The organism is Clostridium sp. JNZ X4-2 (genome assembly GCF_054889485.1).
Genome location: NZ_CM142685.1, coordinates 2984969 through 3011223 on the forward strand (window position 1 = coordinate 2984969; position 26255 = coordinate 3011223).

The following is a 26255-nucleotide window of genomic DNA, read 5'->3' on the forward strand; positions in this document are numbered from 1 at the left end:
TAAAAAAATCAGCCTACTTTAATACTTTCCTTATCAGTTCAATTTCATCAATATCTAAATCTGTCAGTTCTTTTATTGGTTCGTTGTCCATACCTTTTTTAATTGCTCTTTTGACTATCTCTATAGTTTTTTCTTTTTTTCCTTCATCTTTTCCTTCATCTATTAAGCTTTTACCGAGTTCGGTCATTTTCAATTTCTCCTGCTGATTTTAAAACCTCATTATACAACTTTATTGACATTCTAAAACCATTCTCTATTAATACATCTAAATATTCTTTTACACTATTAATCTTTTCACACTCTTTTGCCAACAATAAGATACCCATAAGTCCAATTGATCTTAATAATACTGTTTCTGCAAAATGCCTGGCTGATCTATCATCTATTATTACTCTTTTTATTTTTAATTCTTTTGCTGCAACCATTACTTCAAGTTCGCCCCTATGAAGTCTTCCGTATAATTGCTCTACCAAAAGTTTGTTTTTTACACTATATATTTTTATACAGCCATTCTTCACGGCTTCAATTAATTCTTCTGCTCCTATATTTTTAATCTTTTCACCTATTGTTATTTCTCTATAAACCTCATCTGTAATATAAACCTCACCAAAAATTTCCCACAGCAGATCTAATTTTTTAATGATACTTAATCCTATAATAGGACTTGAATTACATACAACTTTAATCATTCCTGCTTTCTCCCAATTCATCTTTAAAGTCTTTTACTGCAATTTTATCGAGGCGGAATTCATCTTCCGTATATTCATTCCAGGATATATTTTTATTTTTAAGCAAAATCATAAAATCAGCAAGTTCCATTTCTGCTATTTCCGCTGCCCTTGCTAAAGATACTGATCTGCTGGTAAATAATGCAATTGCTATAGATATTTTTATATTGCCATCTAAAGATTTTGAAAGGCCTAAATCTTCTATAAGAGGTATTAAGTCGTTAGATATATTTAAATCGACCTTTACTTTTTCAGCACTCATTTATTTCACACCCTTAATCATCATTTATTATAATTATACCCTATAATATAAATAAATTAAATTATCTTCTGTATTTTTTATTTATATCATTACAGGCACCGCCAGTTTGGCAGAAGTTCAGCTTTAACAACATCTCCACTCCATTCTATCATATTTTGCCCGGGTTTCAGTTTCAGAAACTCCCCTGCCATCTTTCCGTTCAGATTATTTCCTGCATCATTATAGCAGTCCTGTATAACTGAATTCATTATAACTTTTTCAGTTACACCTTTAAAACTTATCTGCTCCTCATTTATTTTAAGAACTATATCACCAGAGCCATAGATGTTTATTATAGGTTCGCTTTCCACGGTTCCCGGGTTTATTACAGCCGTGTCTGAACTGATTATATTTATCATGTGATTTTCCACCGCATATTTAAAAGGTCTGCAGTTAAATATTACAGGGAACTCACTGAAGTATTTATACACCTGCTTAAAGTCAATGGAATTTACCACCTGGGCAATATATTTTTTATGAGACTGGAAGCTGAATATCAGATCACTCTCACCTGCTGTAAAAAGCCATGCTTTTATATCATCAATTTTATCTGGAAAATTATGTATACCCTTTACTGAGCACTCAACAGTCAGTATTATATCATCATAGGTGTTTTCATCAAATCTTAAGTTTGAATCCCTGCCGGGAATATTATTGTATTTACCCTGCGCTTAGGAGAAGGAAGATCCGGCCTTCTGGCTATTAGAATTTCAAAGTCATCACAGCTGTTCTTACCGCCAAAATCAAAACTCAGCACATTAAACTCCTCCTTTTCCCAGGGCAGCTTTCTGCCTGTAAAATTCAAGTTCATAGGCAAGCTGCTCTATATCTTTTTCAGTGTAATTATTAAAGTTTTCTATATATAGGGTAAGTCCGTTTTTGCTGCTCATATTCCCTTTTTCTTCTGAACTATTGCTATAATTATGGGATACCGGTATTTCTAACACCCCGGGACTTACTTTCATATCAAGTGGCAATCTGTTTACAGCATCAGAAACAAGGTACCTGCTCCTATTTATTCCTTCAGCAAGACCTTTCATAAAGTCCGGCATCCAGTCCGTCATAAAAATCATCTCTCCCGAATTTGTTCCCGTAAAGTTCAACTACAAAATCAACCAGACCGTCCAGATCCTTTGTCTTAAGATTATTAAAGTCTGTGTTTTCATTTATCTCTATGGCTCTTCTGAGCATTCTGGTTTTCACCCGGGGCATTACATAGGTCTTGTCATTTAATGCTATCTCCACAATTTATCCCTCCTTTTATATTAAGCTGATGGCTTATAAACATTGGTGAACCAGGTATCCCCTCCTGTAAATCCGCTGTCCTCATCGGCGGTATACTTCCACCTGCCGTCTGCTCTTGTAAGAAAAATGCCTTTAAGTTTTGGTGTCTGAAAATTGGTTTTATCCTCCTGAGTTGAATGTTCCTCCTCCGGTTCGCTGAATTTACCCTTGAGAAGCCATACATATCTGTACCTGCCGTTTGCCTTTTTTATCTTGAATCCAATAGCTGCATAAGGTGCCGTGTCATCAGCTGAGTAACTCATCACCTTTGTCGTTTCATCCAGACTATGACCTAAAAGCACTGTCTGCACCTCCAGAGGCAGATCCTGGGTTTCAATTTCTACCTCCACCTCTCCCATGCTGGATACTGTCTCAACTGCCCTGTCATCTGCATAGAGGGTGTCTGAATTACTCTTCGGACTTATCTTCACATTTATTGCCGGTGAAATTAAATCCGGTATTCCATAAGTTACCGCTGTTTCATCCGTCAGAACCGCATATACTAAATTTTCCACTCCCACAGGAGCGCTGTTTACCACCTGAGGCATATATTATCTCCTCCCTTTGATCAATCTAAATAGAAAAATCTTAATGCTTTATGATATATTTTTGTATCCTGCTCAAATAAATCAGCCGCAGAAGTTCTTACAAACCCTGCGGCTTCCATACGACTTTTTACATTTTCTTCAAGTTCCGTATAATCATTTTTACTCCATACATCTACCTGAATATAGTAACCTGCAGCTTTCTCTTCATTGTCGGCATACTGCTCACCCTGCTCCAGATAGCTGAAAAAGGTTATATAGGTATTTTTCCTGCCGCTGTATTTCTAAAATGAAACAGGAACATTCAAAGGTTTTAACGCCTGAAGTATGAGACTGTTTATCACTTCAAGCCCTTCTTCAAGGTTTCAGCTATAGTTTTCTGTATTTCTTCTCTGTTTTTTTCATATGCCGGCTGCAGAAACGGTCTTGCAGATATTTTTGAAGTACCAAACTCTAAAAATTTACCATAGAATATCTTCGAATTATCACTTTTATCCACACCTACAAGGATGTATTTAACTCCCTCTTTCTTTTTCACACCGCTTATTTTAAGTCCCTCTCTGAGCCTGCCGCTCCTGTCATTAAATGCATTTGTGACCTTTGCATCTTCAAGTACAGGCTCTGCGGCATTTTTCAGTGCCTTGTTTTCAAGCCTTGTTATGTTTGAACCCATCCGGCTGAGCTTATCTAGTATTTCATCCACTCCTTTGAGTACTATACCAGCCACTTTTCTCCACCTCCACAGCTTTTATTTCCATAAATCTATTTTTGTATTTGATATTATCAATAGAAGTTATATTGTACTGTTTACCTTCAAATAATATCCTCATATCACTGGATATACCGGATAGATACCTTACAGTAAATTTAACAGTTTTCTCTGCCTGCAAAGCTGCAGTCTCAAAATATTCTCTTCCGTAGAGGTGGATTTATTTTCTTCACTTTAATTAAATGCACCCAATCCAATATAATTCATAACTACATAAAAGCCTTCTTGCCTCGCTCTTTTTATACTAGCATCACATAAAAACTAGCTCAATATCAGCATACCAAGCTAGTTTCACTATAAAATTTTCCCAATCCATTTAGGCATATTTTTACTTTTCCATTTAATAGTCCCATTAATCAAATAAGCTACTTCCTCAATTTGTCTTGTATTATCATATATATTTGTTTCATCACAGACAAGCATCAATATCTTTAAATTTTCTAATGATTCATAATATCTTCTTTCTATGGCATCTTCTTCAATTCCATGTCCACCTTCTAAGACTCTGATTTTAACTCTTGCTTTAGCAATTTCAGGACTATCAACTCCAATAAAGTTCATAACTACATAAAATCCTTTTTCTTTTGCTGTCTTTATATTTCTAACAATACTTTTGCCTGAAAGAGTTGTCTCTTGATTAAATGATATATTATTTTTTATATAGTAATCTATAAGTTTAACTGCTTCTCTTGCACATTTAATTTGAAGATTATTATCTTTCCATGAACCTATTCTTGCTACCATTTCATCTGTATTTATTCTTTTTTCATTTTTATTTCTTTTATAATAAACAGATTTATATATGGATGTTTTCCCAGCGCCATTAACACCGGCAAATATAGTATACGTAGACATCTCTATTTACCTATTATCCTTTTTTGCTCTTTTTGTAATACCATATTTGATAAATTCATATAAAAATCTTGTTCTTCTTTTGTTTTTGCTTCTTTAAATAGTTCTTTTAAATCCCAATACGAATATTTTAGGAATTGTTCATATAAGCTATTTTGTTGATTTATTTTTTCCATAATAATTCCTCCAACAAACAATACTTTTATTATATTATAGCTTAATATAGCACTTATATAAACAATTTTTTACCTATCTGCTTAGGAATTATTAACCTATTAAAAAAGTACTGTACCGTAAACTTGAAGTACTAATTATATTTTTGCTTCTTCCCACAAATTCTCCTCCAGTTGCTAACATAGCTGGCTGAATAATTGAGAGAAAGTTGTCTCAATTCTTCGCCTGGCTTTAAATATTGTCTGTCTGAATTCTTTTGAAAATTGATTTACAGTTTTCTTTCTTTTCATGGCGATAAGATTGATTTTTGTTTCAGATTTTAGTTCTGAAATAAATCTATCTCCAATATATCCTTTATCCCCTATTATAGTTACCGGGGATAGGGAGGATGTTAAATTCCATACTGCTGCCCGATCATCAATATTGGCAGGAGTTAAGATAAAATCAGTAAGGTATCCATCAAATGTTGTAGAGCATGCAGTTTAAATCCATAGTATGTTTCTTCCTTGGAAGCACATCTTCCATAAGTAGCTTGTGCTCTAAAGGTCTTGTGGAAATGAGCTCTCCCAAATTCACAAACAGGAATTGGCATACTGTCAATTATTCTGTATTGTTCATAGGTATAGCTAAGCAGTTGAGTTATTTCTTTCGGAATCTATATCGATAAGTTTGCCAACTAGTGACAAAGTAATTATTTCACTGTCACTCATAATTGCTTTATTAATATTTCTACGATTTTTAATATGTGCTGGAGTAACTTTGTGGTAAAAGTCATCAATTATTACAAATGTAACAGTAATAAAGTCTTTAAGATTGTTGATTTCTATAGTATAATTTTTTTTGAACTCTAGCATGTGTGTTTTCCCCCTATCATTAGGATTTTTGGTGATTTTTTAATGATAAGGTAACATAATTGCTAGAGTTTTTCTATTTGTAAATTATGTTAGTCAATTTAACTAGCACAACGAGTTAAGTTAAATTATCTAATATATTTTTATTTATATTCCCAGGTTGTCGTTAACCTGCTTATCACACCATTCTGTGAGAACATAAAACACACAACAAAAAATAGCAGAATGCCCAAGCCTTTGATATCAAGCTATTCTCGTACTAGCTTCACCACGCACTTCACGTGCCAGTAGACAAGTCTTAAATACAATTTGCAAAGACTTTAATTTTAAAATCTAATTTCTATATTTGACAGTACCTCATAAATAAAGACTAAAAAAGCACCTACAATGGTAGATGTTATATGATCTGTATCCTTAATATATACTACTGATTAGTTTTTTTTAACTGCTTATCAATGTCCATTCCACCATACATAACACGGATAATGGTAACTGTTTCATCTTCAGCATTTGGAATATAAAATACAATAAAATTATCTACTGAAATCTGTCGAAGACCTCTGCTATACCATGGTTCTTTTTCAAACACATGAAAGCGCTTTGGCATTTCATCCAAACTCAGTATTCCTTTTTCAATTCTCTCCAATTGCCTGACTGCTGTTTGAGGCTCAATCAAAGTAAATGCAATATATTCATAGATATTTCTCAAATCAGTATCAGCTTGTTTTGTTAATGTAATTTTGTATTTCATATATCATAATCCTTACGTATATCTGAAAAAACTTTCTCAGCGGACTTTGTATTTCCTTGAGTAAAATCAGTATATCCTTTTTCCAATTCTTCATTAAGCTCTATTTCAGTTAAGTCTGAAAGCACAATAGGTTTTGCGGCAGGAAGCTTAACATCAAAAGGAATTCCTCTTTGCATAACAACTTGTTTTAAAAATATATTCACTGCATTAGATACTGGAATACCTAATTGCCCTAAAACTGATTCTGCCTGTTCCTTAAGTCCTGGTTCAAGCCTTACATAGAGATTTGTCGTTTTTGCCATTGCCAATCACTCCTTTCATATACTATTGTATGCCATTGTATTTACAAAAGCAATACAAATGCCAAAGCTCATAGTAAATATTCATCATTTAATCCTTCTCTTCTAATTAAATTCGTCTCAATCCATTTGGTTGTTAATATTGATTTCATCTCAAATCCATATACCTATAACCCTAGGGTGCTTTTTCCAATCACTCAACTCTACAGTCCAATACCCTGCCCATTCTCGCATTTCTTTACATTCTGTGGAGTTAGGATTCATGATAACTTCATGAAAGTGAATAAATCCTGGTACCCCTCCCACATCCTCTGGTGGCGTTTGACCACTTGCCTCTAACAAATATGGCGACTCCTTATCGTACTCATCTATTACATTTATAAGCTGGATTTCGTGCTTCCAGTTGTCTCCCATATCATAGGTATAGATTATATATTTCTGCTCAGACAAAAATTCTGACAGGGTGTGACTTTCCATCAAAATTGCTTCTTTATCATACTCTAAGTCCTCCCCAAAAGGAACAATTCTGGTAGTCAGCTTGCACTTGTACTTGTCCCTATCAAAAACAGTAAAGTCATATAGATGATAGTTCCTCCATTCAAACGCTGACTGCAGCACCTTGTGTAATTGTGTAAATTTTATATCGGCAGGTACAATAATTTTTCTTACCGCTTTGTATATGTCCAAATCAAGTGTGACAAGTAATTCAAAGGCACGGTATTTGTAGGCTTGCTTTCCAGTAATCTCAGAAAGGGCATTAATCATTGCCTTGTAAGGGTAGAATCCCTCTTTATTAGTACCAGAACAATTGACAATGATTCGATTTGCAGCAGCACCTATTGTATCATTAAACATTTTTCCAATCCCATTATATTCTTTCCCTACATAAAATGCACATTCCATTCCAGCTTTTGTTACCCATGCTGCTGCCTGCCTGCTGCTATTTTGAACGAATTTCACCTCACCTGACAGCCCCATATATTCTGCCACAAGCTCTGGGTTTAAATTCATGGAAAGAAGTGTGTTTGAAATGGCTTTCTTCATCATTTCCGCTATATTTTTCAGCGAATTTCGCTTAACTTGATAAATCGCAACAGTAAAGCGTGTCGCATTGTTCACAAGAACAAGCATATCCTCTGTCCTACGATTATCCCAAACTTTAGTCCAGTTTGCAGTCCAGGAAAATAATGGGTTTACAACCTCATGAATAAGCGGTGGATTTATTCCCATGGCAATGGCCAGTTTTTTAGTTAGTGCAATTTGCATATTTTCTCCTCACTTTCATCAAATTAAAATTCTTGCAATCAAATCACTAGTTGAGGGTAAGATACGATTAAAGTTTCTTTTCCTTCTTTATACCATAATGAATTCCTTTTCTTTTAACTTTCCCATCAAGAATTTCAATATTTCTCCTAAGTCTCATCTCCTCTTGTACCTGCTCAAATTTTTCAAGCTCTATTATTTACTCATGAGCATTCTCCAGTAAATACTTTTCTTGAGCACCATGATTTATTTGCTGTTTATTATTAGGAAATGCACCTGTATAGATTTTGCGTAGAATTACATTTCCTATATATTTTTCATTTGCAAGTATTGTTTGAATAGCACGTTTAGGCCACTTATTTTTACCCCTTAAAGTCTTGATATTTACACACTCAAGCTCATTTATAATTAAGCCTATACTGTATCCACTTAAATATAAGTGAAAGATTTTTCTTACAACTTCTGCCTGCGCTTCATCAATTACCAATTCTCCTTTTTCGTTATGTTTATAGACATAACCTCTAGCATAAAGCTTAGATTTCCCTGATTCAAATTCAAAGAAGATAGCATAATAAAACACACTCCAAAAATGAAGTATCTTTTAACTTTATTTTATTGATGCTAATAATTCTTTCAAGACACAAACTATGTCCTCAAATGAAATATCTTTTGCATAGTTGTAATTTTTCTTATATTTATCCCATAGATTCTTCAAATCTTTACTATTTTCTATAATTGATACTCTCTTTTTAATATTCTCAAAGATGTGTGTTGTTCCTCTATGCTTTGATGTTTTCAAAATTGCTTTATTAAACAAATTTTTATTAAAAGCTTGTGTTTTTGTTAAAATATATATATCATAAAAATCTCTTGGTCTTGTGTTGAACTCTCCACGCCTTAATATGGTTTCATATTTTTCTGCTAGAACTGTTTCTATATTATATGCCCAGATATTAATAGTATTATCATCAAAAATCATTTTAAAGCTATATAGTATTTCTCCCGGAGTTATTGCATCTCCTGTTGTAATATCAATTTGCATCGGAGTTATGATAGTGTCATAAACAGATTGTATACTTGCTCTGTAGCCACCATAGTCATCATCTTTTCTAATGGGTTCAACCTTAATAAAAGAAAACATTACGCCATCATCTATATCAACAGAACAAATATCACTTATAGCTTTCAATAATGAATTTTCATTTAATGGGTAATCTTTTAAAGTTGCATCCATATCCATTGTTGCACGATTATCTATGCCAACAATGGCAGCTATCAACATACCGCCCTTTAATATAAATTTATTCTTATATTCAGATTTAGATAAACGTTCTAAAAATCTCTCAAACATATAATTTTGCAAAACAACTTGTGCAGACATATCTTTAGCTTTAGCAAGTTTTTTAATTTTTGCCCTTAAACTCATAGCTTTACCGCTCATAGAAGAACCTCCATATATTCTTTTATTATTTTATCAACGTGAAATTTTTTTGCATATTCTCCCAGCAAGGTGAAATCTGCAGATTTCAATTTAATATATCGCTTTAAAGCTTCATTTAAGATTTGAATATCTACCCTATTCCTGCTCCTCACAATATCGCATATTGTCCTTTCCACATTATACAATCTAATATTATTTCTAAAAGAAGTTTTTGCTGTAGTAACACCTAAAGAGTGCAGTTCATTTTTTATATAATAAATCTTATTGTTCTCAGAAATACTCTTTACAACCTTGTAACTGCTTGGTACAGTTACCGAATATTCAAAAGGTGTTCTATCAGATAAGCCATGTATAAATAGAGCTGTTTCATGTGAATAAATTAACTTTGGATATTTAATCTGCATATAATACATTTCATCTTCAATTTCACCAGACAAAATATATACACCTCTGCTGACCCTTTCTAATTTCCCTATACTCACAAGCTTAGATAAATAAATCCGTGGAATATTGAGATGTACTAAATCTGATGTAAATACTGTACCATTACGTTGTTTAATTAAATTTTCTAATTTTTTCAAGTAATTCATTTACATCACCTCTTTACAAATATACTGATATTATACTTTTAACCAGTATATTTGTAAACATTTTTGTAAAATAAATTTAAAAAAATAAAAATTAAGCACCATCTTTTCCTGCCTAAACTTTTATATATTCATGATATTTGTATTATGAATTAATACTTGAATACCATAATCACAGCATCAAAACCGGCAGTCTTTAACTTTTTCAGTTGAACTTCAGCATTTTCTCTTGATGAAAAAGAACCTGCCATAACTCTGTAAGCAGTTTTTTCAGTGGATATCTGCTTTGGCGGCATTGGAGTCTTTGCGGTTATTTTTTCTGTGTAACTGATTCCTAACTGGGATAATATAGCTTTCTCCATCTGCTGTTGTAAAGTTTCTTAAAAGGTCTGCTTGTCTTACTGTAGTTTTTATCTATTTCCTTTCGGTGTTTACTGCAGTATCTTTCACTTGTAAGTTCAGGACATCCTGGATAACTGCAAGGTCTTTGATGTTTAAATGGCACGACTTTCACCTCTACTCATTTAAGTACAGCCTGTGTTATTTTAATTAACTGTTTCTTATTTAAAGCTTCTAAATATCTTTGCCTTTCTTTATAAGAACATTCTTCAAAACTTTTTTGATTTCTGCCTTGCTTTATAAAAATTCCTGATAGTCTCAAATCATTTCTATTTGATTCTAAGTAATGCCTTCTCCAAATATTGTAATACCTAATTGCATTATTTTTACTAATACCTCTTGCAACAAGCTTTTTAATAGCAGTAGCTCTATCACACATTTCAAAGCTATTACAAAGATTATATATTTTTTCTAGGTCTATCATTTTTATTAACCCTCTTACTTTTTCTTATACATCCTGGGAACATACAAAATATAAGATTATTGCTTATTTTGTCACTCCATACACATCCTCTGCATTTATTCATAATTCCTCCAACAATAGCAAAGGCCTCAGAACATAATTCCGAAGCCTTAATTTTTTGTATAATAAAAGCCCTAAGAGTTCTATCTCTTAAGGCCGTTACTTCTTTTTCTATAATACTATAATACCACATATGAAACGGACAAAACGGACGGGTTTTAAATTTTTTTACTTATCTGTTTATTAAAATTCCGTTCTATCTTCTTCTACTATTTAAAAAATCAGTAAAAGTATTATTAGGCAATTTTCTATTCTTTGCAATCATATTTGCCCAAATTTCATTTCCTTCATCTTCTGTAATATATTGTTTATTTAATGCCTCTAATAAAATATCAGCAGTAGTAATATACTCTAGTCCATATTCTTCTACATACTGCTTAATATCCCTCATATTATTACTAGCTAATATTCCACCTTTTGTTTTAGCTAATGCAATTGCAGCTGCTTCACCTTTACCTATAACTTTAAAACCCTTATCTGGATTCTGTGTTAGTTTACAATATATTCTGTATTCTTCTGTATTAAACTCGATATTTTTAACAGATATATCTCCACTGTTCTTTAAAACATCAGTTCTTTCTTTTAATTGCGGGATTCTAGGATGCGATAACTCTGAATAAACCTGCTCAGGTAATATAATTTTACCTCCATAAAGCTTTATCAAAAGATTTTCATTTCTTACCCAAAGGAAGGCAGATAAACAATCGGTATCAAAAAAATACTTATCAGTCATTTAATTCTATCCCTTCATTTCCTAGATTATAAACTATATCTCCTCTAAACCCATCTAACATTAACTCTTCATACTTTCCATTTGAAATTAAATCTTTTTGCCTTAATTCTTCTACTTTTTTAACATATTCACCAATTGAAAAATACTTTCTTTCTTCTTGAGACGCTTTATATAGTTTATCATCATATCCTAATCTTATAGCTTTTTGTGAAACCGGTATTTTAAAATTTTCAAATGTATCCCAATCACAATACCCATCATATGCCAACCTATATAACATTGCTTGATGACTTAATTGATAGTACTGTTCCATATTTATTACATCTTCTATAGTAAACTTATGATTATCCAGTATATTATTTTCTTCTAAATAATTTCTTAATGAATCATAAGGTGCTAAAAGATATGAAGCAAATTTATCTGCCTCTTTTTCACTATCTGACTTTGATTCACCAATCTCCTTTTCACATATTACACTTCTAAATTTTTTTTCAAAAAACAAATGATATAATTCATGGGCTGCAGTAAACCTTTGTCTTCCATAAGACATATTTGAATTTATCCCGATTATTTTGCTACTTTCTTCTCTAATACACATACCACTTATTCTATCAGACATTGGATAAAATATTAAAGTAACACTCTTCAGATTATTAATTAAGGAAAAAATATCTATTGGCGATGAAGAGTCTTCATTTAATATTTTTCTCATTTTTAATGCATTCGAATTCAATTCAATACTACTCTTCAATATTATCCTCCTCCAACATTGAATTAATAAATCTAACATTAAGTGCAACCTTATTTATTGCAGCTATTGTTTCTAAATCTTCATTTTGTAGGCTGCTTGAACGAAATGCAATTGACATAGGTTTATATTCCTCATCTTCATCTTCAAAATATTTTAGATTACACCCAAATAAATCACATACTTTCTCCAATAAATCTACACTTAAATTTCGTTCTCCCTTTTCAAACTTAGAGATATAACTTTGATCAATATTTAAAAATTTTGCTATTTGTGATTGAGTTAAATTATTGCTTTCACGTAACTCTTTAAATCTTGTGCTTATTAAATTTGTATTTTTCATGATCATTCCTCTCCTTTTATTTAATTATATTATAGTCTTGTCATAAATTCAATCTATTATTCACTATATATTATGACAACATTATAGAAATGATACTCAAATACATATATTTTAAATCCATCAAATTTGACAGGTTTAAAAATTAGCTTATCCTATTTTTTCTTAAAAATCTGTCATGTGCTTTTCTTACACTATCTCCCGATGCATATGGACTAATACTTGCTGCAACTTGCTCCCATCCTAATCCATTAATATACCTTAAACTTAATATTAATCTCATTTCGCTATTGTCTATACTATTTATATATCTATTTAGTGCTAGAATAAAAATAGTACAAGAGAAATTGAGAAAGTTCCCAATAAGAATTAAAATTAATATAAGAGATGGGGGAACTTAATCATGATGAAACAACATGACAAACAGTTTAAAGAAAATGCTGTAAAATATTATATGGATCATAAAGAACTTGGAGTAAAAGGCTGTGCCCAAAACCTTGACATAGGTACCAGTACCTTATCAAAGTGGATCAGGGATTCTAAAAATGAAAATGGCATTCAGGTTCATGGTTCTGGTAATTATTCTAGTGATGAACAAAAGGAAATTGCAGGATTAAAACGTGAACTTCGTGATACAAAGGATGCTCTTGATGTATTAAAAAAAGCTATAGGCATTCTGGGAAAGTGACAGAAACAATCTATCTTGAGGTCCAAAATAAATGTGAAGATCTTAAGGGTAAACGCCGGGTTTCTGCCAGCGGAATGCTCGGTATATTAGGCGTTTCACGTTCAGGGTATAATTCATGGCTGCATCGCCTGCCTTCCAATCAACAAAAGAGAAAACAGCTTGTAAAGGAAAAAATTAAGAAGATTTACGATAAGTCACATCAAAATTATGGTGCTCCTAAAATTACAAAAGAAATACAAAAAACTGGTGAAAAAATATCGGAGCGCACTGTTGGAAAGTACATGAAAGAACTTGAAATCAAAGCTCAATATGTAAAACCATATACTGTTACTACAAAGGATTCTGATTTCAGCAGGGAACTTAAAAATATTTTAGATGAACAATTTAATCCTGATGCACCAAACGTAGTATGGTGCACAGATATTACATATCTCTGGACTGATGCAGGTTTTGTATACCTTACAAGTATAATGGATTTATTCTCTCGAAAAATCATAGCCTGGATGCTTTCGGAAAGTCTGGAGGTTTCCTGTGTTATTGACACAATTAATAAAGCTAAAAAAACAGAAGGCTTGTTAATCCAGTTATCATACACAGTGACAGGGGGAGCCAGGTGCGATATATTGCCGTAAGGCTACCCCATCCATTCGGGGTAACTCTATTGTGACTAGCGTAGATGGTAACGTCTAGGTTAGAAAGCTCACAAGACAATGTGGAAGTCCGAGAAGCCTAAATCTGGGATGACTGCTAGAGTAAGAAAGTTATGGAGAACATAAAATGAATCACTGTAGGAATCGTTACGCTGGAGAAAGCGAAATAGGCTGAAACGCTTCGACCAAAAGGTAAGGAGTCAAGCAAAGGTGCTATGGTAAACCAATGCGAATGGATAAAGAACTCCCGGTTTAAAGGTGGCTCCTAAGGCTTTCACAATTATGTATTATACGGAACTTGGTAAACCCTATATGCTCCTCATGATAGAGAGGTATCCAACCGCAAGGAAAAGAAATGGCATAGAGGGCAGAAGAAATGGATAAAAAGCGAATGCTACTTTTGTAATGAAAGAAGATAAGGGTTCAAACTTTGCCCAGACTTGAAAAGGTGCTGACTTATCCAACGGTATTTCTTGGCAGGAAAGGATAGTAAACTTATGAATTTTAGTAATTCAATGACGGACAAAACCGAGAGACTAAAAGACACAAAAAGACTTGCAAAACAATGGAATTCTATTGATTGGATACAAGTACAAAATGAGGTTAATAAGCTGCAATCCCGAATCGCTAAGGCAACAGTGAAAAATAATAAAAACAAGGCTAAAAGATTACAATATTTATTAACACACTCTTTTTCAGCAAAAGCTTATGCAGTAAAGAAAGTAACTACCAATAAAGGTAAAAATACATCAGGAATAGATAAAAAACTGTGGTCAACCTCTGTCTCGAAGATGAAAGCTGTGCTTTCACTTACTGACAAAAACTATAAAGCAAAACCTTTAAAACGAGTATATATCGAAAAGAAAGGTAAGAAGCAGAAACGTCCATTAGGTATACCAACAATGTATGATAGAACAATGCAAACACTATATGCATTAGCGCTTGAGCCAATCGCAGAAACAAAAGGTGATTCCATTTCCTTTGGATTCCGCCGTGGACGAAGTGCAAAAGATGCTTGTGAGCAGATATTTTGTGTATTAGCTAGAAAATGTTCTCCAACATGGATACTGGAAGGTGATATTAAAGGTTGTTTTGATAATATCAACCATGAATGGTTACAAAACAATATCCCCATGGATAAAAGAATTATGAAACAGTTTCTAAAATCAGGATATGTATACAAAGAAAAGCTGTTTCCAACGGAAACAGGCTCGCCACAAGGTGGTGCAATCTCAAGTATATATGCAAATATGACATTAGATGGACTCGAAAAAGTGATTCAAGATAAATATCATAGAAATTCAAAAGGTAAAATAGAAAATCATTACAGAGCCAAAACTAAAGTTAACTTGATTCGGTATGCTGATGACTTTATTATTACTGCAAACTCAAAAGAAATTGCTGAAGAGCTTAAAACTACGGTTAGTCAATTCCTCCAATCAAGAGGTCTAGCACTATCAGAAGAAAAGACTGCAATTACACATATCGATAAAGGGTTTGACTTTCTTGGATGGACATTTAAGAAATACAGAGGGAAATTAATAGTGAAACCTTCTAAAAGTTCTATTAAAAACATAATTAGGAGATGCTCAACAATAATCCTTAAGGAGGGCAAAGCTAGCACCCAATCTGACTTAATAAGAAGGCTTAATCAAGTCATAAGAGGTTGGACAAATTACCACAAACATGTGGTTGCTAGTAAAGCCTTCTCAAATATTAACAACACCCTTTATCATTTACTACAGCAATGGGCAAAGCATAGACACCCCAATAAGAACAAATGGTGGAGATTAAATAAATACTGGCATGAAAGAGGCTGGAAAAGATGGCTTTTCAAGACAGATGAGTACAGTCTAATTAATTTGAGACGGATTAAAATCGTCAGACATCCAAAATTGCAGATTAAAAAAACACCTTTCTTAGACAAGGACTATTTTGATAAAAGAAAGATAAAACTGCATACACTTGTTGCCGCCCGAAAGGGTTAAGAAATGCTTGAGCCGTATGAGCGGGAAACTCTCACGTACGGTTCTTAGATGAGGGAAAGGGAGCAATCCCTTTTTCTTAATCGATTTTACAAACCCTAAATATATAGATTTGTTTCTTGAGTTAGATTCCAAAATCAATACGAACCGATGTTGATGTGACTAAGACAATATTTTTATTTAAAGATTGTGGCTCAATCTTAAATATAAGATATTGTATATTGATCTAATTATAAATTTATTAAAAAATTGTCTTGACAAAGAAGAGCACTTTAGTTGTTGTTTTTAATCTATAGTAAATTGACACAATCAATTTAATGAAGATTTTGCTTGATTTTAGTGAAAGTATTAATAATTAAGCATAAATAAACTAGAGATTAGGAGGATGATTATATGTTTAGAATAGCTATATGTGATGATGAGAAATATTTTCTAAGTTCTTTGAAAGGTGTTTTATGTAAATATCTAAATAAACATGAAATACAGTATGAAATAGATACTTTTAAATCAGGAAAAGAATTTATAGAATTAGGAATTGAAATAGTTAAATATACTATTATTTTTTTGGATATAAATATGAATGAGATTGATGGTATAATGACTGCTAAAAAAATCAGAAAATTTAGTAAGGAAGTATTTATTGTATTTGTAACAGCATATATTAATTATACTCTTGAGGGTTATAAAGTGGATGCAGTACGATATTTATTAAAGGGTAATAAAAATTTTGAAGAAACGGTTTATGAATGTATTGATGCAATTATTGAGAAAATGAATTATACTATTGTGAAAAAGATATTCAAATTCAATGAAGGGATTAAGAAAGTTCGATTGGATAGAATGATATATATTGAAAGTAAATTGCATAAGTTGGAATTTCATATTATGCAAGATAAAACAAGAATATATACACTATATGAAACTTTAAATAAAATAGAAGAAGAATTAAATGATAATGGATTTATTAGAATACATCAGAGTTTCTTAGTTAATAAAAAATATATAAAAAGTATTTCTAGGTATGAGACTACATTAAGTAATGGTATAAAGCTGGGGATATCACAATTACGGTACAAAGATGTGAAAAATAAATTTATTGCATACATAGGAGAAATATAGATGTTCATTTATTTACAGAGCTTTTTGATTGTTATGTTAGAAATTTTTTGTTGTAAGATATTTTTTGAAGCCTTTGGGAAAAGGCGCTCTGAAAAAAACATTTATAGAAATTATGGAATAATAGCAATGTTGATGTTAACTGTATATTTTAGCGCATTATTTCTTTCGGATTTTTTTGTAGTCAAGCAAATGGTTATTATTATTATTAGTGCAATATTGATGTATTTATATTTGGATATTAATATTAGAAAGTCGATTGTATTATCCATATTATTTCAGGGATTGCTACTTGTGGTAGATTATTTCGCATTTTCAATAAACACTCTACTTTTTTTAAGTGAAAAAGCTGCGGACAAATCATACATTTTTGAAAGCTCCTTAATTATTATTTTTGGAAAAGCATTGCTTTTTTTTATTGTGATGATAATAAAAAAAAATATAGGTAATAAGTATCTGGAGTTTTTGAAAGACACAGAATGGATAAAATTTATATTTTTCTCTGTATTTACAATATGTGCGATAGTAGCAATGCTTTCAATGTCAAATTATATTACAAGTAAAAAGCAGGCAAATGTTTATTTTATCATAGCATTTGGACTAGCTGGAATGAATATAATAGTATTTTATTTAATTAATGATATTTTAGAACGTGAAATGGAAATTCACAAAAATAAGATTTTTAAAATGCAAGTGAAAAGTCAAACAAATATGTACCTCTCTATTTCGGAGAATTTCGATAAACAAAGAGAAAAAACACATGAATATAAAAATCAGATACTATGTATTAACTTTTTAATAAAGGAAAAAGATTATAAAGAATTAGAAGAATATATAAAAAATATAAGTGATAATTTAAATAAAGAATTAGACGCAATTAATACAAATAATGTTATTATTAATGCTATTTTAAATACAAAATATCAAGAGGCAATAAATAAAAACATTATTTTTGTACTTAAGGTTAATGACTTGTCTAGAATAAAAATAAGTGATGAAGATATCATTGTGATACTATCTAATTTATTAGATAATGCAATTGAAGCATGTGAAAAATGTTCGGATAGAAAAGTACTAAAATTAAAATTTGTAAATGAAGATGGTGCTATTATTATATCAATAAAAAATACATATAGTAATAATATATTGTATAGTAATGGAAAAATATTGACTTCCAAAGAAAATAAGAAAGAACATGGCATTGGAATAAGTAATATAGTGAATACAATACAAAAATATGGCGGATCTTATGTTATTCAAAATAATAAAAATGAGTTCTATTTTTCAATCTTTATTTCTAAAGATGAAGAGATTGGTATAGATAGAAAAGAATATAGTAAACAGACCTTAAAAAATTAAAAAAATAGAGAATGGGGAAATTGTTTAAATCATTACTGACAAAGAAAGCTGAATGTTCTATAAAAGTTAAAAAGAAAAAATGTTCTGTTTATTTGGAACACATGTCATATTATAATTTCAATTTTATTTTAGGTTTTGAAGTTATACTTAAAGATATTTATGACAGTGCAGGGTTTTATTATGTTTACAATAAAGTGTATATAGAAGAAGAAAAGAAACAATTGAACGCGTATTTGCAGATGTGAAGAAAAACCATGGATTTAGATTCACACATTTAAGAACCATGGCTAAAATTAATATGAAGGTCACGCTTATTTTTGCATGCATGAATTTAAGGAAATTGGAAAATAGACTTTGGAAAAGAAGAATGTATTTGTATATAATCTGAGCAAGTTATAGTATATAAATTGCTGTTTTTTATTTTCTGCAATAAAAGTCTATTTTCTGCAATAGATATTGTTTATTAAAAATTAAAGATTATACTAGATTTTAAGAAGGAGTAAATTTATGATTGAAAAAATTGTAAACGATCTAGTAAAACTAATGTCAGATGAACAAATAATTGATGTAAAAAAAGAAGAGGATTATATTTATGCTTTTACTTGTATGATAGAAAAGTTTTTAACTTTGGGAACTATTATAATAATTAGCATATGTTTAGACTTGTTTATACATACTTTGATTTTTCTTATATTTTTTCTTTCATTACGAAAGAGGACAGGCGGCTATCACGCTAACGTATTTTTACAATGCTATTTTGGAACAGTTGGTACTTATGTGTTAATTATATTTGCAGATGCTTTCCTACTAAGAAATTTTCGTATTTTGGATGTTTTTCTTTTAGCATCAATTCCTATTATATGGATCATAGGAACAGTAAATCATCCTAATATGAATATGAATTCTTATGAATTACAGGAATCTAAGAAAGCAGCAAGGCTTATTCTTATACTGGAAATTGGAATAATATATTTTGCGATTTTTACTGGCGTAAATCTAATTATTGTAAGCTATATGTTAATTTCTATTATATTATGTGCAATTTTACTTTTAATAGCAAAAATATTAAATCAAGAGGTGAAAGGAAATGAAGAAAATTAACAAAAATTTATTAAAAATAGTTGAACGTATTACAAGAATTGAGGTGCAAAAGAATTCAGATGAATGGCCGCCATTTTGTTCAGGAATCTATCATCAACCTAAGAGACCTAAAAAATAAATTAATAAGTCTTGATGGCAGAGATACAATATTTAATTGTAGAAATCAAGAAAGATATTTTTTAGCTAAATATTATAAAATATCTTCTAAAAATGTAAGCTAATTAATTATAATACAATGATTAACTATAGTAATATTAGGAGGGATTTTTATGGAAAAATTATTAAAAACATGCTTCAGAGCATTAGTAATTGGTACAAGTCTGTTGATACCTTTTTCAGTAAGTGCAGCTTCAATTACTGGAAATGACAATATTTCCAGCAGTTCAATAACGGAACCTTCAATAAATACTACTCAAAAATCTAGTGATTTAAAGTCAAATGTAAAACCTGCTTGGGGAGAGCCTGTAGTAGTAAATGCAAATGCAGTTAATTTTAGAAGTCAGCCTAATACAAGTAGTACTATCTTAAGACAATTTAATAAGGGGACACAGCTTACTTTTCTTAATTACGAGTCAAATGGCTGGTATCATGTAGCTTATAAGTCATCAAGTGGTTGGATTTATGGTTATGTATATGGAAAATATATAAATAGGTAAAATATGATAGGAGGAATTCTTATGAAAAAATCATTAAAGACACGTTTCGGAGCATTAGTAGTAGGGACAAGTTTATTAATACCTTTCTCGGTAAGTGCAGCTTCAATAAATACAAATAGTAACATATCTAATAGTTCTGTAACAACAGTAAATACTAACCAAGAATTAAATGTAAAACCTGCTTATATGGACAAAGGAGTAGTAACTGGTAACGCTGTAAATTTAAGGAGTCAGCCTAATACAAGTAGTACTATTTTAAGGCAACTTAATAAAGGAGATATAGTTTGGTTAGAAGGGTATTCAGGAAAGTGGTGTCATGTTGTTTATTACTCATCAAATGGTGCAATTCAGGGATGGATTTATGATCAATATGTAAGTTTCTAAGAATAATTAGTTATCTTAAAGCAAAATAAAATTTTATATATTTTACTTTAAGATAACTTTATCATAGTGAGGAGTAAGAAAGATGAAGAATAAATACATAAAATTGACATTAATATTTGTACTGATAAGCTGTTGTGCTTTCTCAGGGTGTACTGGTCTATATTTTAATAATAAAAACCAACCGGCAGTGGCTAATAATGTAACAAAAGAATCAAATCGACAGTTGATGATGAATACTATTAAGTCATTGACTTCTAGTAATAGATCATTTGCTTCATACAATGAAAAAAAAGCTTATGAATACATAAAAAATAGAATTCAGTCCTATGGATACAAAACACAGACACAAACATTTTCTTTATATGATCGTACATCAGATAATAAATTGCAATTGAATAGTAGTCAAAATTTAATCGCAATTAAGAAAAGTAAAGCAAATTATAATAAAGGGATTGTAATCATTTGTGCACACTATGATTGTGCTAAAAATTCTGTAGGAGCAAATGACAATGCTTCAGGGGTCTCGGTGGTTATGGAGACGGCTAGATTATTAAAAAATGTATCAAGTAATTATGAATTAAGGTTCATTTTTTTTGGTGGTGAAGAATTGGGGGGAGTAGGTTCAAACCATTATGTAAAAAATTTATCTTCTAATGATAAAAAAAATATAAAAGCAGTTATAAATATAGATTCAATAGCACAAAGAGGTGCTAGTAAACCATATATATTTACCATAAGTGGAAAGAAAAATTTTGCCGTTACGTTATTAAAAAGAAAACCTAAAGATATGAATGTAAAGAAAACAGATCGTGAATTTAGTGATTATGTTATTTTTAATGATAATGGAATTCCATCGTTGTGTATAGGACAGACTTATGACAAAAATTTAAAAATAAATGGTCTACAGGATACAATTTCACTTATAGATGAATCAAAGCTTAAATTAGTTGCAGATACCATTATAAATTCATTGTCTGATTAGGTCTTAAAATAATTTATAAGGGGAAATTATTGTGAAAAAATATAAAATATATTCTTTCATTATTGGTTTATTAATTTTGCTATCAATTAATATAAATGTAAGTGCTAAATCAACATCATCTGATATTGATTTAATAATAGTATTTAATAATGATATTGACAATAATGTAGAGAATTTTATAGTTAATTCTGGGGGAAAAATCATTTCAAAATTTAATGAACTTGGAGCTATAGAAGTTAAATGTAATAGTGATCTAATACCTAAGGTTATTAAATATTCAAATGTTAAATCTTTAGCTCCTAATCATAAGATTAAATTATCTCAAGAAAAAGTTACTACAATTAATATGCCTTCGCTAGACAATAATACAAGGCAAGCTGATTTATATAACAAATATCAGTGGGATATTAAAAGAGTAACTAATGATGGTAAAAGTTTTAATCTAGAACCTGGTAATCATAATGTAGTTGTCGGAATTATAGATTCAGGAGTTAATAAAAATCATCCTAATTTAAAACGAAATTTTTTAGGTGGTGAAAATTTTGTTCCCCCCAATTTTGAAAATGATTTAGGTGAAACAGGTAATCCTAGTGATATAGATGATAGATTCGGACATGGTACACATATTGCAGGTACAATTGCAGGCAATGGTAGAATATTAGGTGTTGCACCTAATATAGGCTTTAAATCTTACCGCATTTTTAACTCAAAACAGGATACTAATGCTTCAATAGTTACTTCGGCCATACTTAAAGCTGCTAAGGATGGAATTAAAGTTATTAATTTAAGTATTTCAGGATATGATTTAAAAGGGAAATGTTTTTGGACTGATTCTACGGGTAAAACATATAAATTAGGTGATGATATGGCTGAGTATTCATTATACAAGCGTGCTATTAAATATGCAATTAAGCAGGGAGTTACTGTAGTTACTGCTGCTGGTAATGATTCTTTAGACTGCTCTGATAAAATTAGTGTAACAAATTATCTTAATGAGCAATATAGAGAACAAGGATTTAAATACGAAGGATTAGCATATGAATTACCTGGAACTATTAAAGGGGTAATAAGTGTTTCTTCTACCGGACCAACTGATAAAATTGCTTCTTATTCCAATTACGGAGCTAAGTTTATTGATGTGACAGCTCCAGGTGGAGATTTTATATCCGATATATCTGATATGTGTTACAGTACATATGAAAATGGTTATGATTTTAGACAAGGAACGTCAATGGCGGCTCCTAAAGTTTCTGCCGCTGCAGCACTGGTTATATGTAAATATGGAGATCTTACACCTAAAGAAGTCGCTAAAAAGCTTTATAAGTCTGCAGAAAAGTTAAATTCTAAGAATTCTAGCGAATACTTTGGACATGGTTTAGTTAATGCATATAATGTATTGATTGATAAATGAAACGTAAGCGTCAAGTAGGTTCTTTCCAACTTTAGTTGATTAGCCTTAATAATTCTAACCTCAATATCTTAGATTTTAGCAATAAAAAACTATTATGTCCATACATTATGCGTTTTACTACTTTCAGTTTATTGACACTACCTTCAGCAATTCCATTATTGTATGAATATAAGATACTGTTTTTTACTGCAGTTATATCTTTTTTCATTCCTTGAATAAAACTGTTTATTTCTGTAATTTTCAGTATCTCAGTTTTATTCATCCATTTATCTAATCCATTTGCATTTTTAGAAAATAATATTGAATGGAATTGTTGAATCATTTTATAAATTTCTCCTAAGATTGGATATTTCTTTATTACAGCATCATATTGTTCAAGGGTAATTCCATTCACATTTTTAAGTTCTTTATATATTAAACGTACCATCCATTTTCTAGCAATATATTCTTTAGCCTTAGTTTCTTGACCTACTACGGCATTTTTATGGTGTTCTCTTTCCTTCTGCATAAAAACACGTAATGCATCGACCGTACCACAATATCCTTTTTTTCTTATTATCTCAGTAATTTTTGCATATGTAACTCCTTGAGATCGAAGCTTTATAATTTCAGTTTCATACGGAGCAAGTTTTCCTGGACGTTTATTATCATAGTGTCCATTTATTGTAGAACAACCATCAGAAAGATAATTCCTGACAGTTTGTCTCGTATGTCCAGTTATTCTAACTATTTCTTCAATAGATTTTCCCTAACGTACATGGTGAATATCTTTCATCATGTCTTGCAGGAAAATATTTCATCCTTAGTAAAGACATATGGTACAAAATCTTTTGGTGTTTTAACCAGTTCCTTAGGATATACATAAGCAGGAATGCCACGTAAATTTAGGAATAACGCCAACTGACGTATATGTGACTGACGTATATGAGTTGTCCTGGTTTTTTCATTATTACGTTTTGAAGCAAATGAATTAACTAATTCTGGTGTCAATATCAGTTTCGGAGCAGTTGTTGAGTATTTCGAATAAATAGGTTCATCCGTAAAATTCCGTTTTTCTGTATTTCTTCATAAAAGAAAGTGATATAATAGACATATCAAATTTGAAAGTGGTGTATGTTAATGCTTGCCATAAATGCTCTTGAAATAAGCTCATTTTTCCCTAAAGATTCGTTTATCGTAACTGATATAGAAAACAATGATAATGAAATTCTCATCAAGTTGAAATCCAAAGCTAACAGCTGTGAATGTCCTAGATGTCATACAATATCAAATCATTATCATGGAACGTATATAAGGAAAGTCCAGGATCTTCCTATACTTGGGAAGGGTGTTTTATTGGAGATTACATCTCATGATTATTGCTGCGATAATGAAGACTGTGATGTGGTCACTATCGCTGAAACGTATCATGGATTTCTTAATCCATACAGCCGGAAAACAGAGCGGCTGGAAGATTTTATTTGCACATTAGCACTGGAGACAAGTTGTGAAGGGGCTTCTCGCATATGTAAGTTAATAGGTATTGATATCAGTGGAGATACCATCATTCGTCTTCTAATAAATCGTTATGAGCAGCAGCCTAAATTTGAATACGGATCTGTAATTGGTATAGATGATTTTGCATTCAAGAAGAGACATACATACGGGACAATTATAGTTGACGAAAAAAGTCATCGGCTCATTGACATACTGGATGGCAGGGATGGAAAAAGCTTACGGCAATGGCTGAAAAACAATAAAAAAATTAAGACGATTACAAGGGATAGGGCTAGTGCGTATGCAAAGGTCATCGCCGAAGAACTTCCGGATATAATGCAGGTTGCAGATAGATTTCATTTACATCAAAATCTTCTGGAAGCAATCAAAAAAACCCTTAATCGAGAAGTGCCTGCCACTATTGCCATTCCGCATGAAAATGAAACTGTATCCACAGGTTTACGGGAAGAAATTACGGATGACAGTAAAAAAAACCATATCTGATGTGGATAACTTTCACTCTTTTCATAACAAACGTTATCAACTTATTCTTCAGATACAAAAATTCAGTCAGGAAGGTTGTAGTGGCCGTGAAATAGCACGGCGATTAGGTGTTGGCAGAAATACAGTAAGTAAATATAGAACTGGAGATCCTAAGCTACTTTATCAATATGGAATCCGCCAAAGCAAGTTAGATGTTTATCGTGACTATATTGTACAATGTCTTAATAATGGTTATAGCAAGAGTAAAACTATAAAATCAATATATGAACAAGGTTATGATGGTGGTATGACAAATGCATTTGATTATCTTAAAAAAATGGAACAGGAATCCGGTAAAAACTTTGAGCCACAACCATATGTGAGAACAAAGACGGAAGCTCTAAAATATAAAACAGGTTCTAAAGGAAGAGATTGTGATTATATTACAAGAAATGGTGTATTCAACCATCTTTGGATGAACAATAAATTGGCTGACAGCCACTATAAGTACATATTGGACAAATATCCAATACTGCACTATGTACATAAATGTATCAGAGAATTCCGTAAAACCTTTGAACTTAAGAGTATTCCGTGGCTATATTTATTCATTGAAAAATATAAGGACAGTGAAGTAAGCGAAATTAAGTCTTTTGCTAACGGATTAAATAGGGATTGTGATGCAGTTGAAAATGCAGTAGCGTATGATTTTAGCAATGGTTTTGTTGAAGGAACTAATAGTAAACTTAAAATGATAAAACGTACGATGTATGGACGTTGCAATATCTCCTTACTCAAGGCAAAGATGATGTTGGCAAAATCCAATATATAACGGATAATTGCGGATGAACCTATTGAAGCGAAATACTCATACAGAGGGAAATTAATAGTGAAACCTTCTAAAAGTTCTATTAAAAACATAATTAGGAGATGCTCAACAATAATCCTTAAGGAGGGCAAAGCTAGCACCCAATCTGACTTAATAAGAAGGCTTAATCAAGTCATAAGAGGTTGGACAAATTACCACAAACATGTGGTTGCTAGTAAAGCCTTCTCAAATATTAACAACACCCTTTATCATTTACTACAGCAATGGGCAAAGCATAGACACCCCAATAAGAACAAATGGTGGAGATTAAATAAATACTGGCATGAAAAAAGTTGGAAAAGATGGCTTTTCAAGACGGATGAATACAGTCTAATTAATTTGAGACGGATTAAAATCATCAGACATCCAAAATTGCAGATTACAAAAACACCTTTCTTAGACAAGGACTATTTTGATAAAAGAAAGATAAAACTGCATACACTTGTTGCCGCCTGAAAAGGTGAAGAAATGCTTGAGCCGTATGAGCGGGAAACTCTCACGTACGGTT

General features: G+C 31.3%; 40 protein-coding genes and 3 pseudogenes. 16 read left to right on the forward strand and 27 right to left on the reverse strand.

All coding sequences use genetic code 11. From position 1 onward, the window contains the following. Positions 1 to 13 precede the first annotated feature (13 nt). From ACYUJ6_RS14320 to ACYUJ6_RS14445, 26 genes and pseudogenes are all read right to left on the reverse strand, one after another. A pseudogene (locus tag ACYUJ6_RS14320) lies at positions 14 to 202 on the reverse strand (hypothetical protein); the annotation flags it as partial. Continuing rightward, a complete protein-coding gene (locus tag ACYUJ6_RS14325) occupies positions 171 to 710 on the reverse strand; it encodes a DUF3368 domain-containing protein (RefSeq protein WP_461843382.1) in 540 nt (179 codons plus the stop codon). The pseudogene ACYUJ6_RS14320 and the gene ACYUJ6_RS14325, both read right to left, overlap by 32 nt. Continuing rightward, the gene (locus tag ACYUJ6_RS14330) at positions 682 to 990 is read right to left on the reverse strand and encodes a UPF0175 family protein (RefSeq protein ID WP_461843383.1); all 309 of its coding nucleotides are present in this window, start codon (positions 988 to 990) and stop codon (positions 682 to 684) included. The genes ACYUJ6_RS14325 and ACYUJ6_RS14330 overlap by 29 nt, the downstream gene beginning before the upstream one ends. An 89-nt stretch (positions 991 to 1079) precedes the next feature. Then, a complete protein-coding gene (locus ACYUJ6_RS14335) occupies positions 1080 to 1388 on the reverse strand; it encodes a hypothetical protein (RefSeq protein ID WP_461843384.1) in 309 nt (102 codons plus the stop codon). Between the two features lie 75 nt (positions 1389 to 1463). Continuing rightward, positions 1464 to 1679: pseudogene (locus tag ACYUJ6_RS14340) on the reverse strand (distal tail protein Dit); the annotation flags it as partial. After that, positions 1655 to 1786: a hypothetical protein gene (locus ACYUJ6_RS14345; RefSeq protein WP_461843385.1), complete on the reverse strand. Its 132-nt coding sequence runs from the start codon at positions 1784 to 1786 to the stop codon at positions 1655 to 1657. The pseudogene ACYUJ6_RS14340 and the gene ACYUJ6_RS14345, both read right to left, overlap by 25 nt. Position 1787: 1 nt before the next feature. Then, on the reverse strand, positions 1788 to 2093 hold the full coding sequence (locus tag ACYUJ6_RS14350; protein ID WP_461843386.1) for a hypothetical protein: 306 nt from the start codon (positions 2091 to 2093) through the stop codon (positions 1788 to 1790). Continuing rightward, positions 2053 to 2274, reverse strand: coding sequence for a phage tail assembly chaperone G (gene gpG / locus ACYUJ6_RS14355; protein WP_461843387.1), 222 nt, complete (start codon positions 2272 to 2274; stop codon positions 2053 to 2055). Before gpG ends, ACYUJ6_RS14350 begins: the two co-directional genes overlap by 41 nt. 20 nt (positions 2275 to 2294) lie before the next feature. Next, positions 2295 to 2861, reverse strand: coding sequence for a major tail protein (locus ACYUJ6_RS14360; RefSeq protein WP_461843388.1), 567 nt, complete (start codon positions 2859 to 2861; stop codon positions 2295 to 2297). Positions 2862 to 3198: 337 nt separating this feature from the next. Then, positions 3199 to 3585, reverse strand: a complete 387-nt coding sequence (locus ACYUJ6_RS14365) for an HK97-gp10 family putative phage morphogenesis protein (RefSeq protein WP_461843389.1) — start codon at positions 3583 to 3585, stop codon at positions 3199 to 3201. Next, complete coding sequence (locus tag ACYUJ6_RS14370) at positions 3554 to 3787, reverse strand: phage head closure protein (protein ID WP_461845522.1); 234 nt, start codon at positions 3785 to 3787, stop codon at positions 3554 to 3556. Before ACYUJ6_RS14370 ends, ACYUJ6_RS14365 begins: the two co-directional genes overlap by 32 nt. 134 nt (positions 3788 to 3921) lie before the next feature. Beyond that, positions 3922 to 4482, reverse strand: a complete 561-nt coding sequence (locus ACYUJ6_RS14375) for a zeta toxin family protein (protein ID WP_461843390.1) — start codon at positions 4480 to 4482, stop codon at positions 3922 to 3924. Between the two features lie 2 nt (positions 4483 to 4484). Beyond that, positions 4485 to 4655: a hypothetical protein gene (locus ACYUJ6_RS14380; protein ID WP_461843391.1), complete on the reverse strand. Its 171-nt coding sequence runs from the start codon at positions 4653 to 4655 to the stop codon at positions 4485 to 4487. A 180-nt stretch (positions 4656 to 4835) separates the two neighbouring features. After that, positions 4836 to 5507 (reverse strand): annotated as a pseudogene (locus ACYUJ6_RS14385) (IS982 family transposase); the annotation flags it as partial. A 421-nt stretch (positions 5508 to 5928) separates the two neighbouring features. Continuing rightward, a complete protein-coding gene (locus tag ACYUJ6_RS14390) occupies positions 5929 to 6255 on the reverse strand; it encodes a type II toxin-antitoxin system RelE/ParE family toxin (RefSeq protein ID WP_461843392.1) in 327 nt (108 codons plus the stop codon). Beyond that, positions 6252 to 6557, reverse strand: a complete 306-nt coding sequence (locus ACYUJ6_RS14395; RefSeq protein WP_461843393.1) for a type II toxin-antitoxin system RelB/DinJ family antitoxin — start codon at positions 6555 to 6557, stop codon at positions 6252 to 6254. The genes ACYUJ6_RS14390 and ACYUJ6_RS14395 overlap by 4 nt, the downstream gene beginning before the upstream one ends. 150 nt (positions 6558 to 6707) lie before the next feature. After that, complete coding sequence (locus ACYUJ6_RS14400; RefSeq protein WP_461843394.1) at positions 6708 to 7820, reverse strand: plasmid pRiA4b ORF-3 family protein; 1113 nt, start codon at positions 7818 to 7820, stop codon at positions 6708 to 6710. Positions 7821 to 8016: 196 nt separating this feature from the next. After that, a complete protein-coding gene (locus tag ACYUJ6_RS14405; RefSeq protein WP_461843395.1) occupies positions 8017 to 8397 on the reverse strand; it encodes a recombinase family protein in 381 nt (126 codons plus the stop codon). 27 nt (positions 8398 to 8424) lie between these two features. Further along, positions 8425 to 9258, reverse strand: coding sequence for a nucleotidyl transferase AbiEii/AbiGii toxin family protein (locus ACYUJ6_RS14410; protein WP_461843396.1), 834 nt, complete (start codon positions 9256 to 9258; stop codon positions 8425 to 8427). Continuing rightward, the gene (locus tag ACYUJ6_RS14415) at positions 9255 to 9848 is read right to left on the reverse strand and encodes a type IV toxin-antitoxin system AbiEi family antitoxin domain-containing protein (RefSeq protein ID WP_461843397.1); all 594 of its coding nucleotides are present in this window, start codon (positions 9846 to 9848) and stop codon (positions 9255 to 9257) included. The genes ACYUJ6_RS14410 and ACYUJ6_RS14415 overlap by 4 nt, the downstream gene beginning before the upstream one ends. Positions 9849 to 9997: 149 nt before the next feature. Next, on the reverse strand, positions 9998 to 10207 hold the full coding sequence (locus tag ACYUJ6_RS14420; protein ID WP_461843398.1) for an SPOR domain-containing protein: 210 nt from the start codon (positions 10205 to 10207) through the stop codon (positions 9998 to 10000). Next, positions 10180 to 10350: a hypothetical protein gene (locus tag ACYUJ6_RS14425; RefSeq protein WP_461843399.1), complete on the reverse strand. Its 171-nt coding sequence runs from the start codon at positions 10348 to 10350 to the stop codon at positions 10180 to 10182. Before ACYUJ6_RS14425 ends, ACYUJ6_RS14420 begins: the two co-directional genes overlap by 28 nt. A gap of 15 nt (positions 10351 to 10365) precedes the next feature. Next, entirely contained in the window at positions 10366 to 10668 is a 303-nt protein-coding gene (locus ACYUJ6_RS14430) for a hypothetical protein (protein ID WP_461843400.1), read from the reverse strand. Between the two features lie 295 nt (positions 10669 to 10963). After that, positions 10964 to 11500 (reverse strand): hypothetical protein, encoded by a 537-nt coding sequence (locus ACYUJ6_RS14435; protein ID WP_461843401.1) that lies wholly within the window; start codon positions 11498 to 11500, stop codon positions 10964 to 10966. Continuing rightward, positions 11493 to 12251 (reverse strand): ImmA/IrrE family metallo-endopeptidase, encoded by a 759-nt coding sequence (locus ACYUJ6_RS14440; RefSeq protein WP_461843402.1) that lies wholly within the window; start codon positions 12249 to 12251, stop codon positions 11493 to 11495. The genes ACYUJ6_RS14435 and ACYUJ6_RS14440 overlap by 8 nt, the downstream gene beginning before the upstream one ends. After that, complete coding sequence (locus ACYUJ6_RS14445) at positions 12241 to 12591, reverse strand: helix-turn-helix domain-containing protein (RefSeq protein ID WP_461843403.1); 351 nt, start codon at positions 12589 to 12591, stop codon at positions 12241 to 12243. Before ACYUJ6_RS14445 ends, ACYUJ6_RS14440 begins: the two co-directional genes overlap by 11 nt. A 400-nt stretch (positions 12592 to 12991) precedes the next feature. Here ACYUJ6_RS14445 and ACYUJ6_RS14450 point away from each other — a divergent pair, with 400 nt between their 5' ends. The 13 genes from ACYUJ6_RS14450 (at position 12992) to ACYUJ6_RS14510 (ending at position 22920) form a co-directional block, all read left to right on the forward strand. After that, positions 12992 to 13276, forward strand: coding sequence for a transposase (locus ACYUJ6_RS14450; protein ID WP_461843404.1), 285 nt, complete (start codon positions 12992 to 12994; stop codon positions 13274 to 13276). Then, complete coding sequence (locus ACYUJ6_RS14455) at positions 13273 to 13908, forward strand: IS3 family transposase (RefSeq protein ID WP_461843405.1); 636 nt, start codon at positions 13273 to 13275, stop codon at positions 13906 to 13908. The genes ACYUJ6_RS14450 and ACYUJ6_RS14455 overlap by 4 nt, the downstream gene beginning before the upstream one ends. Positions 13909 to 14423: 515 nt before the next feature. Next, positions 14424 to 15914: a group II intron reverse transcriptase/maturase gene (gene ltrA, locus ACYUJ6_RS14460; RefSeq protein WP_461843406.1), complete on the forward strand. Its 1491-nt coding sequence runs from the start codon at positions 14424 to 14426 to the stop codon at positions 15912 to 15914. 390 nt (positions 15915 to 16304) lie between these two features. Next, positions 16305 to 17030: a LytR/AlgR family response regulator transcription factor gene (locus tag ACYUJ6_RS14465; RefSeq protein ID WP_461843407.1), complete on the forward strand. Its 726-nt coding sequence runs from the start codon at positions 16305 to 16307 to the stop codon at positions 17028 to 17030. Continuing rightward, positions 17031 to 18386, forward strand: a complete 1356-nt coding sequence (locus tag ACYUJ6_RS14470) for a sensor histidine kinase (RefSeq protein WP_461843408.1) — start codon at positions 17031 to 17033, stop codon at positions 18384 to 18386. It abuts the gene before it with no gap. Positions 18387 to 18406: 20 nt separating this feature from the next. Beyond that, positions 18407 to 18631: a hypothetical protein gene (locus tag ACYUJ6_RS14475; protein WP_461843409.1), complete on the forward strand. Its 225-nt coding sequence runs from the start codon at positions 18407 to 18409 to the stop codon at positions 18629 to 18631. Continuing rightward, positions 18628 to 18774 (forward strand): hypothetical protein, encoded by a 147-nt coding sequence (locus ACYUJ6_RS14480; RefSeq protein WP_461843410.1) that lies wholly within the window; start codon positions 18628 to 18630, stop codon positions 18772 to 18774. The genes ACYUJ6_RS14475 and ACYUJ6_RS14480 overlap by 4 nt, the downstream gene beginning before the upstream one ends. A 119-nt stretch (positions 18775 to 18893) precedes the next feature. Then, positions 18894 to 19487: an accessory gene regulator B family protein gene (locus tag ACYUJ6_RS14485; protein WP_461843411.1), complete on the forward strand. Its 594-nt coding sequence runs from the start codon at positions 18894 to 18896 to the stop codon at positions 19485 to 19487. Next, positions 19474 to 19605, forward strand: a complete 132-nt coding sequence (locus ACYUJ6_RS14490; RefSeq protein WP_461843412.1) for a cyclic lactone autoinducer peptide — start codon at positions 19474 to 19476, stop codon at positions 19603 to 19605. The genes ACYUJ6_RS14485 and ACYUJ6_RS14490 overlap by 14 nt, the downstream gene beginning before the upstream one ends. Before the next feature lie 151 nt (positions 19606 to 19756). Beyond that, on the forward strand, positions 19757 to 20143 hold the full coding sequence (locus ACYUJ6_RS14495) for an SH3 domain-containing protein (RefSeq protein WP_461843413.1): 387 nt from the start codon (positions 19757 to 19759) through the stop codon (positions 20141 to 20143). Between the two features lie 21 nt (positions 20144 to 20164). Beyond that, positions 20165 to 20527 (forward strand): SH3 domain-containing protein, encoded by a 363-nt coding sequence (locus ACYUJ6_RS14500; RefSeq protein ID WP_461843414.1) that lies wholly within the window; start codon positions 20165 to 20167, stop codon positions 20525 to 20527. Positions 20528 to 20609: 82 nt separating this feature from the next. After that, positions 20610 to 21509 (forward strand): M28 family peptidase, encoded by a 900-nt coding sequence (locus tag ACYUJ6_RS14505; protein ID WP_461843415.1) that lies wholly within the window; start codon positions 20610 to 20612, stop codon positions 21507 to 21509. Positions 21510 to 21540: 31 nt separating this feature from the next. Beyond that, positions 21541 to 22920: a S8 family peptidase gene (locus ACYUJ6_RS14510; protein ID WP_461843416.1), complete on the forward strand. Its 1380-nt coding sequence runs from the start codon at positions 21541 to 21543 to the stop codon at positions 22918 to 22920. Between the two features lie 31 nt (positions 22921 to 22951). On the opposite strand, the gene ACYUJ6_RS14515 is transcribed toward ACYUJ6_RS14510, so the two are convergent. Next, positions 22952 to 23428, reverse strand: coding sequence for a transposase (locus ACYUJ6_RS14515; RefSeq protein WP_461843417.1), 477 nt, complete (start codon positions 23426 to 23428; stop codon positions 22952 to 22954). 611 nt (positions 23429 to 24039) lie between these two features. Here ACYUJ6_RS14515 and ACYUJ6_RS14520 point away from each other — a divergent pair. The 3 genes from ACYUJ6_RS14520 to ACYUJ6_RS14530 are packed head-to-tail and all read left to right on the forward strand — an operon-like array spanning position 24040 to position 26203. Next, a complete protein-coding gene (locus ACYUJ6_RS14520; protein ID WP_461843418.1) occupies positions 24040 to 24900 on the forward strand; it encodes a transposase in 861 nt (286 codons plus the stop codon). Then, positions 24875 to 25711 carry a transposase gene (locus ACYUJ6_RS14525; RefSeq protein WP_461843419.1) on the forward strand — a complete coding sequence of 279 codons (837 nt, stop codon included), beginning with the start codon at positions 24875 to 24877 and terminating at the stop codon, positions 25709 to 25711. Before ACYUJ6_RS14520 ends, ACYUJ6_RS14525 begins: the two co-directional genes overlap by 26 nt. Positions 25712 to 25768: 57 nt before the next feature. Continuing rightward, positions 25769 to 26203 carry a group II intron maturase-specific domain-containing protein gene (locus ACYUJ6_RS14530; RefSeq protein ID WP_461843420.1) on the forward strand — a complete coding sequence of 145 codons (435 nt, stop codon included), beginning with the start codon at positions 25769 to 25771 and terminating at the stop codon, positions 26201 to 26203. Positions 26204 to 26255: the final 52 nt, after the last annotated feature.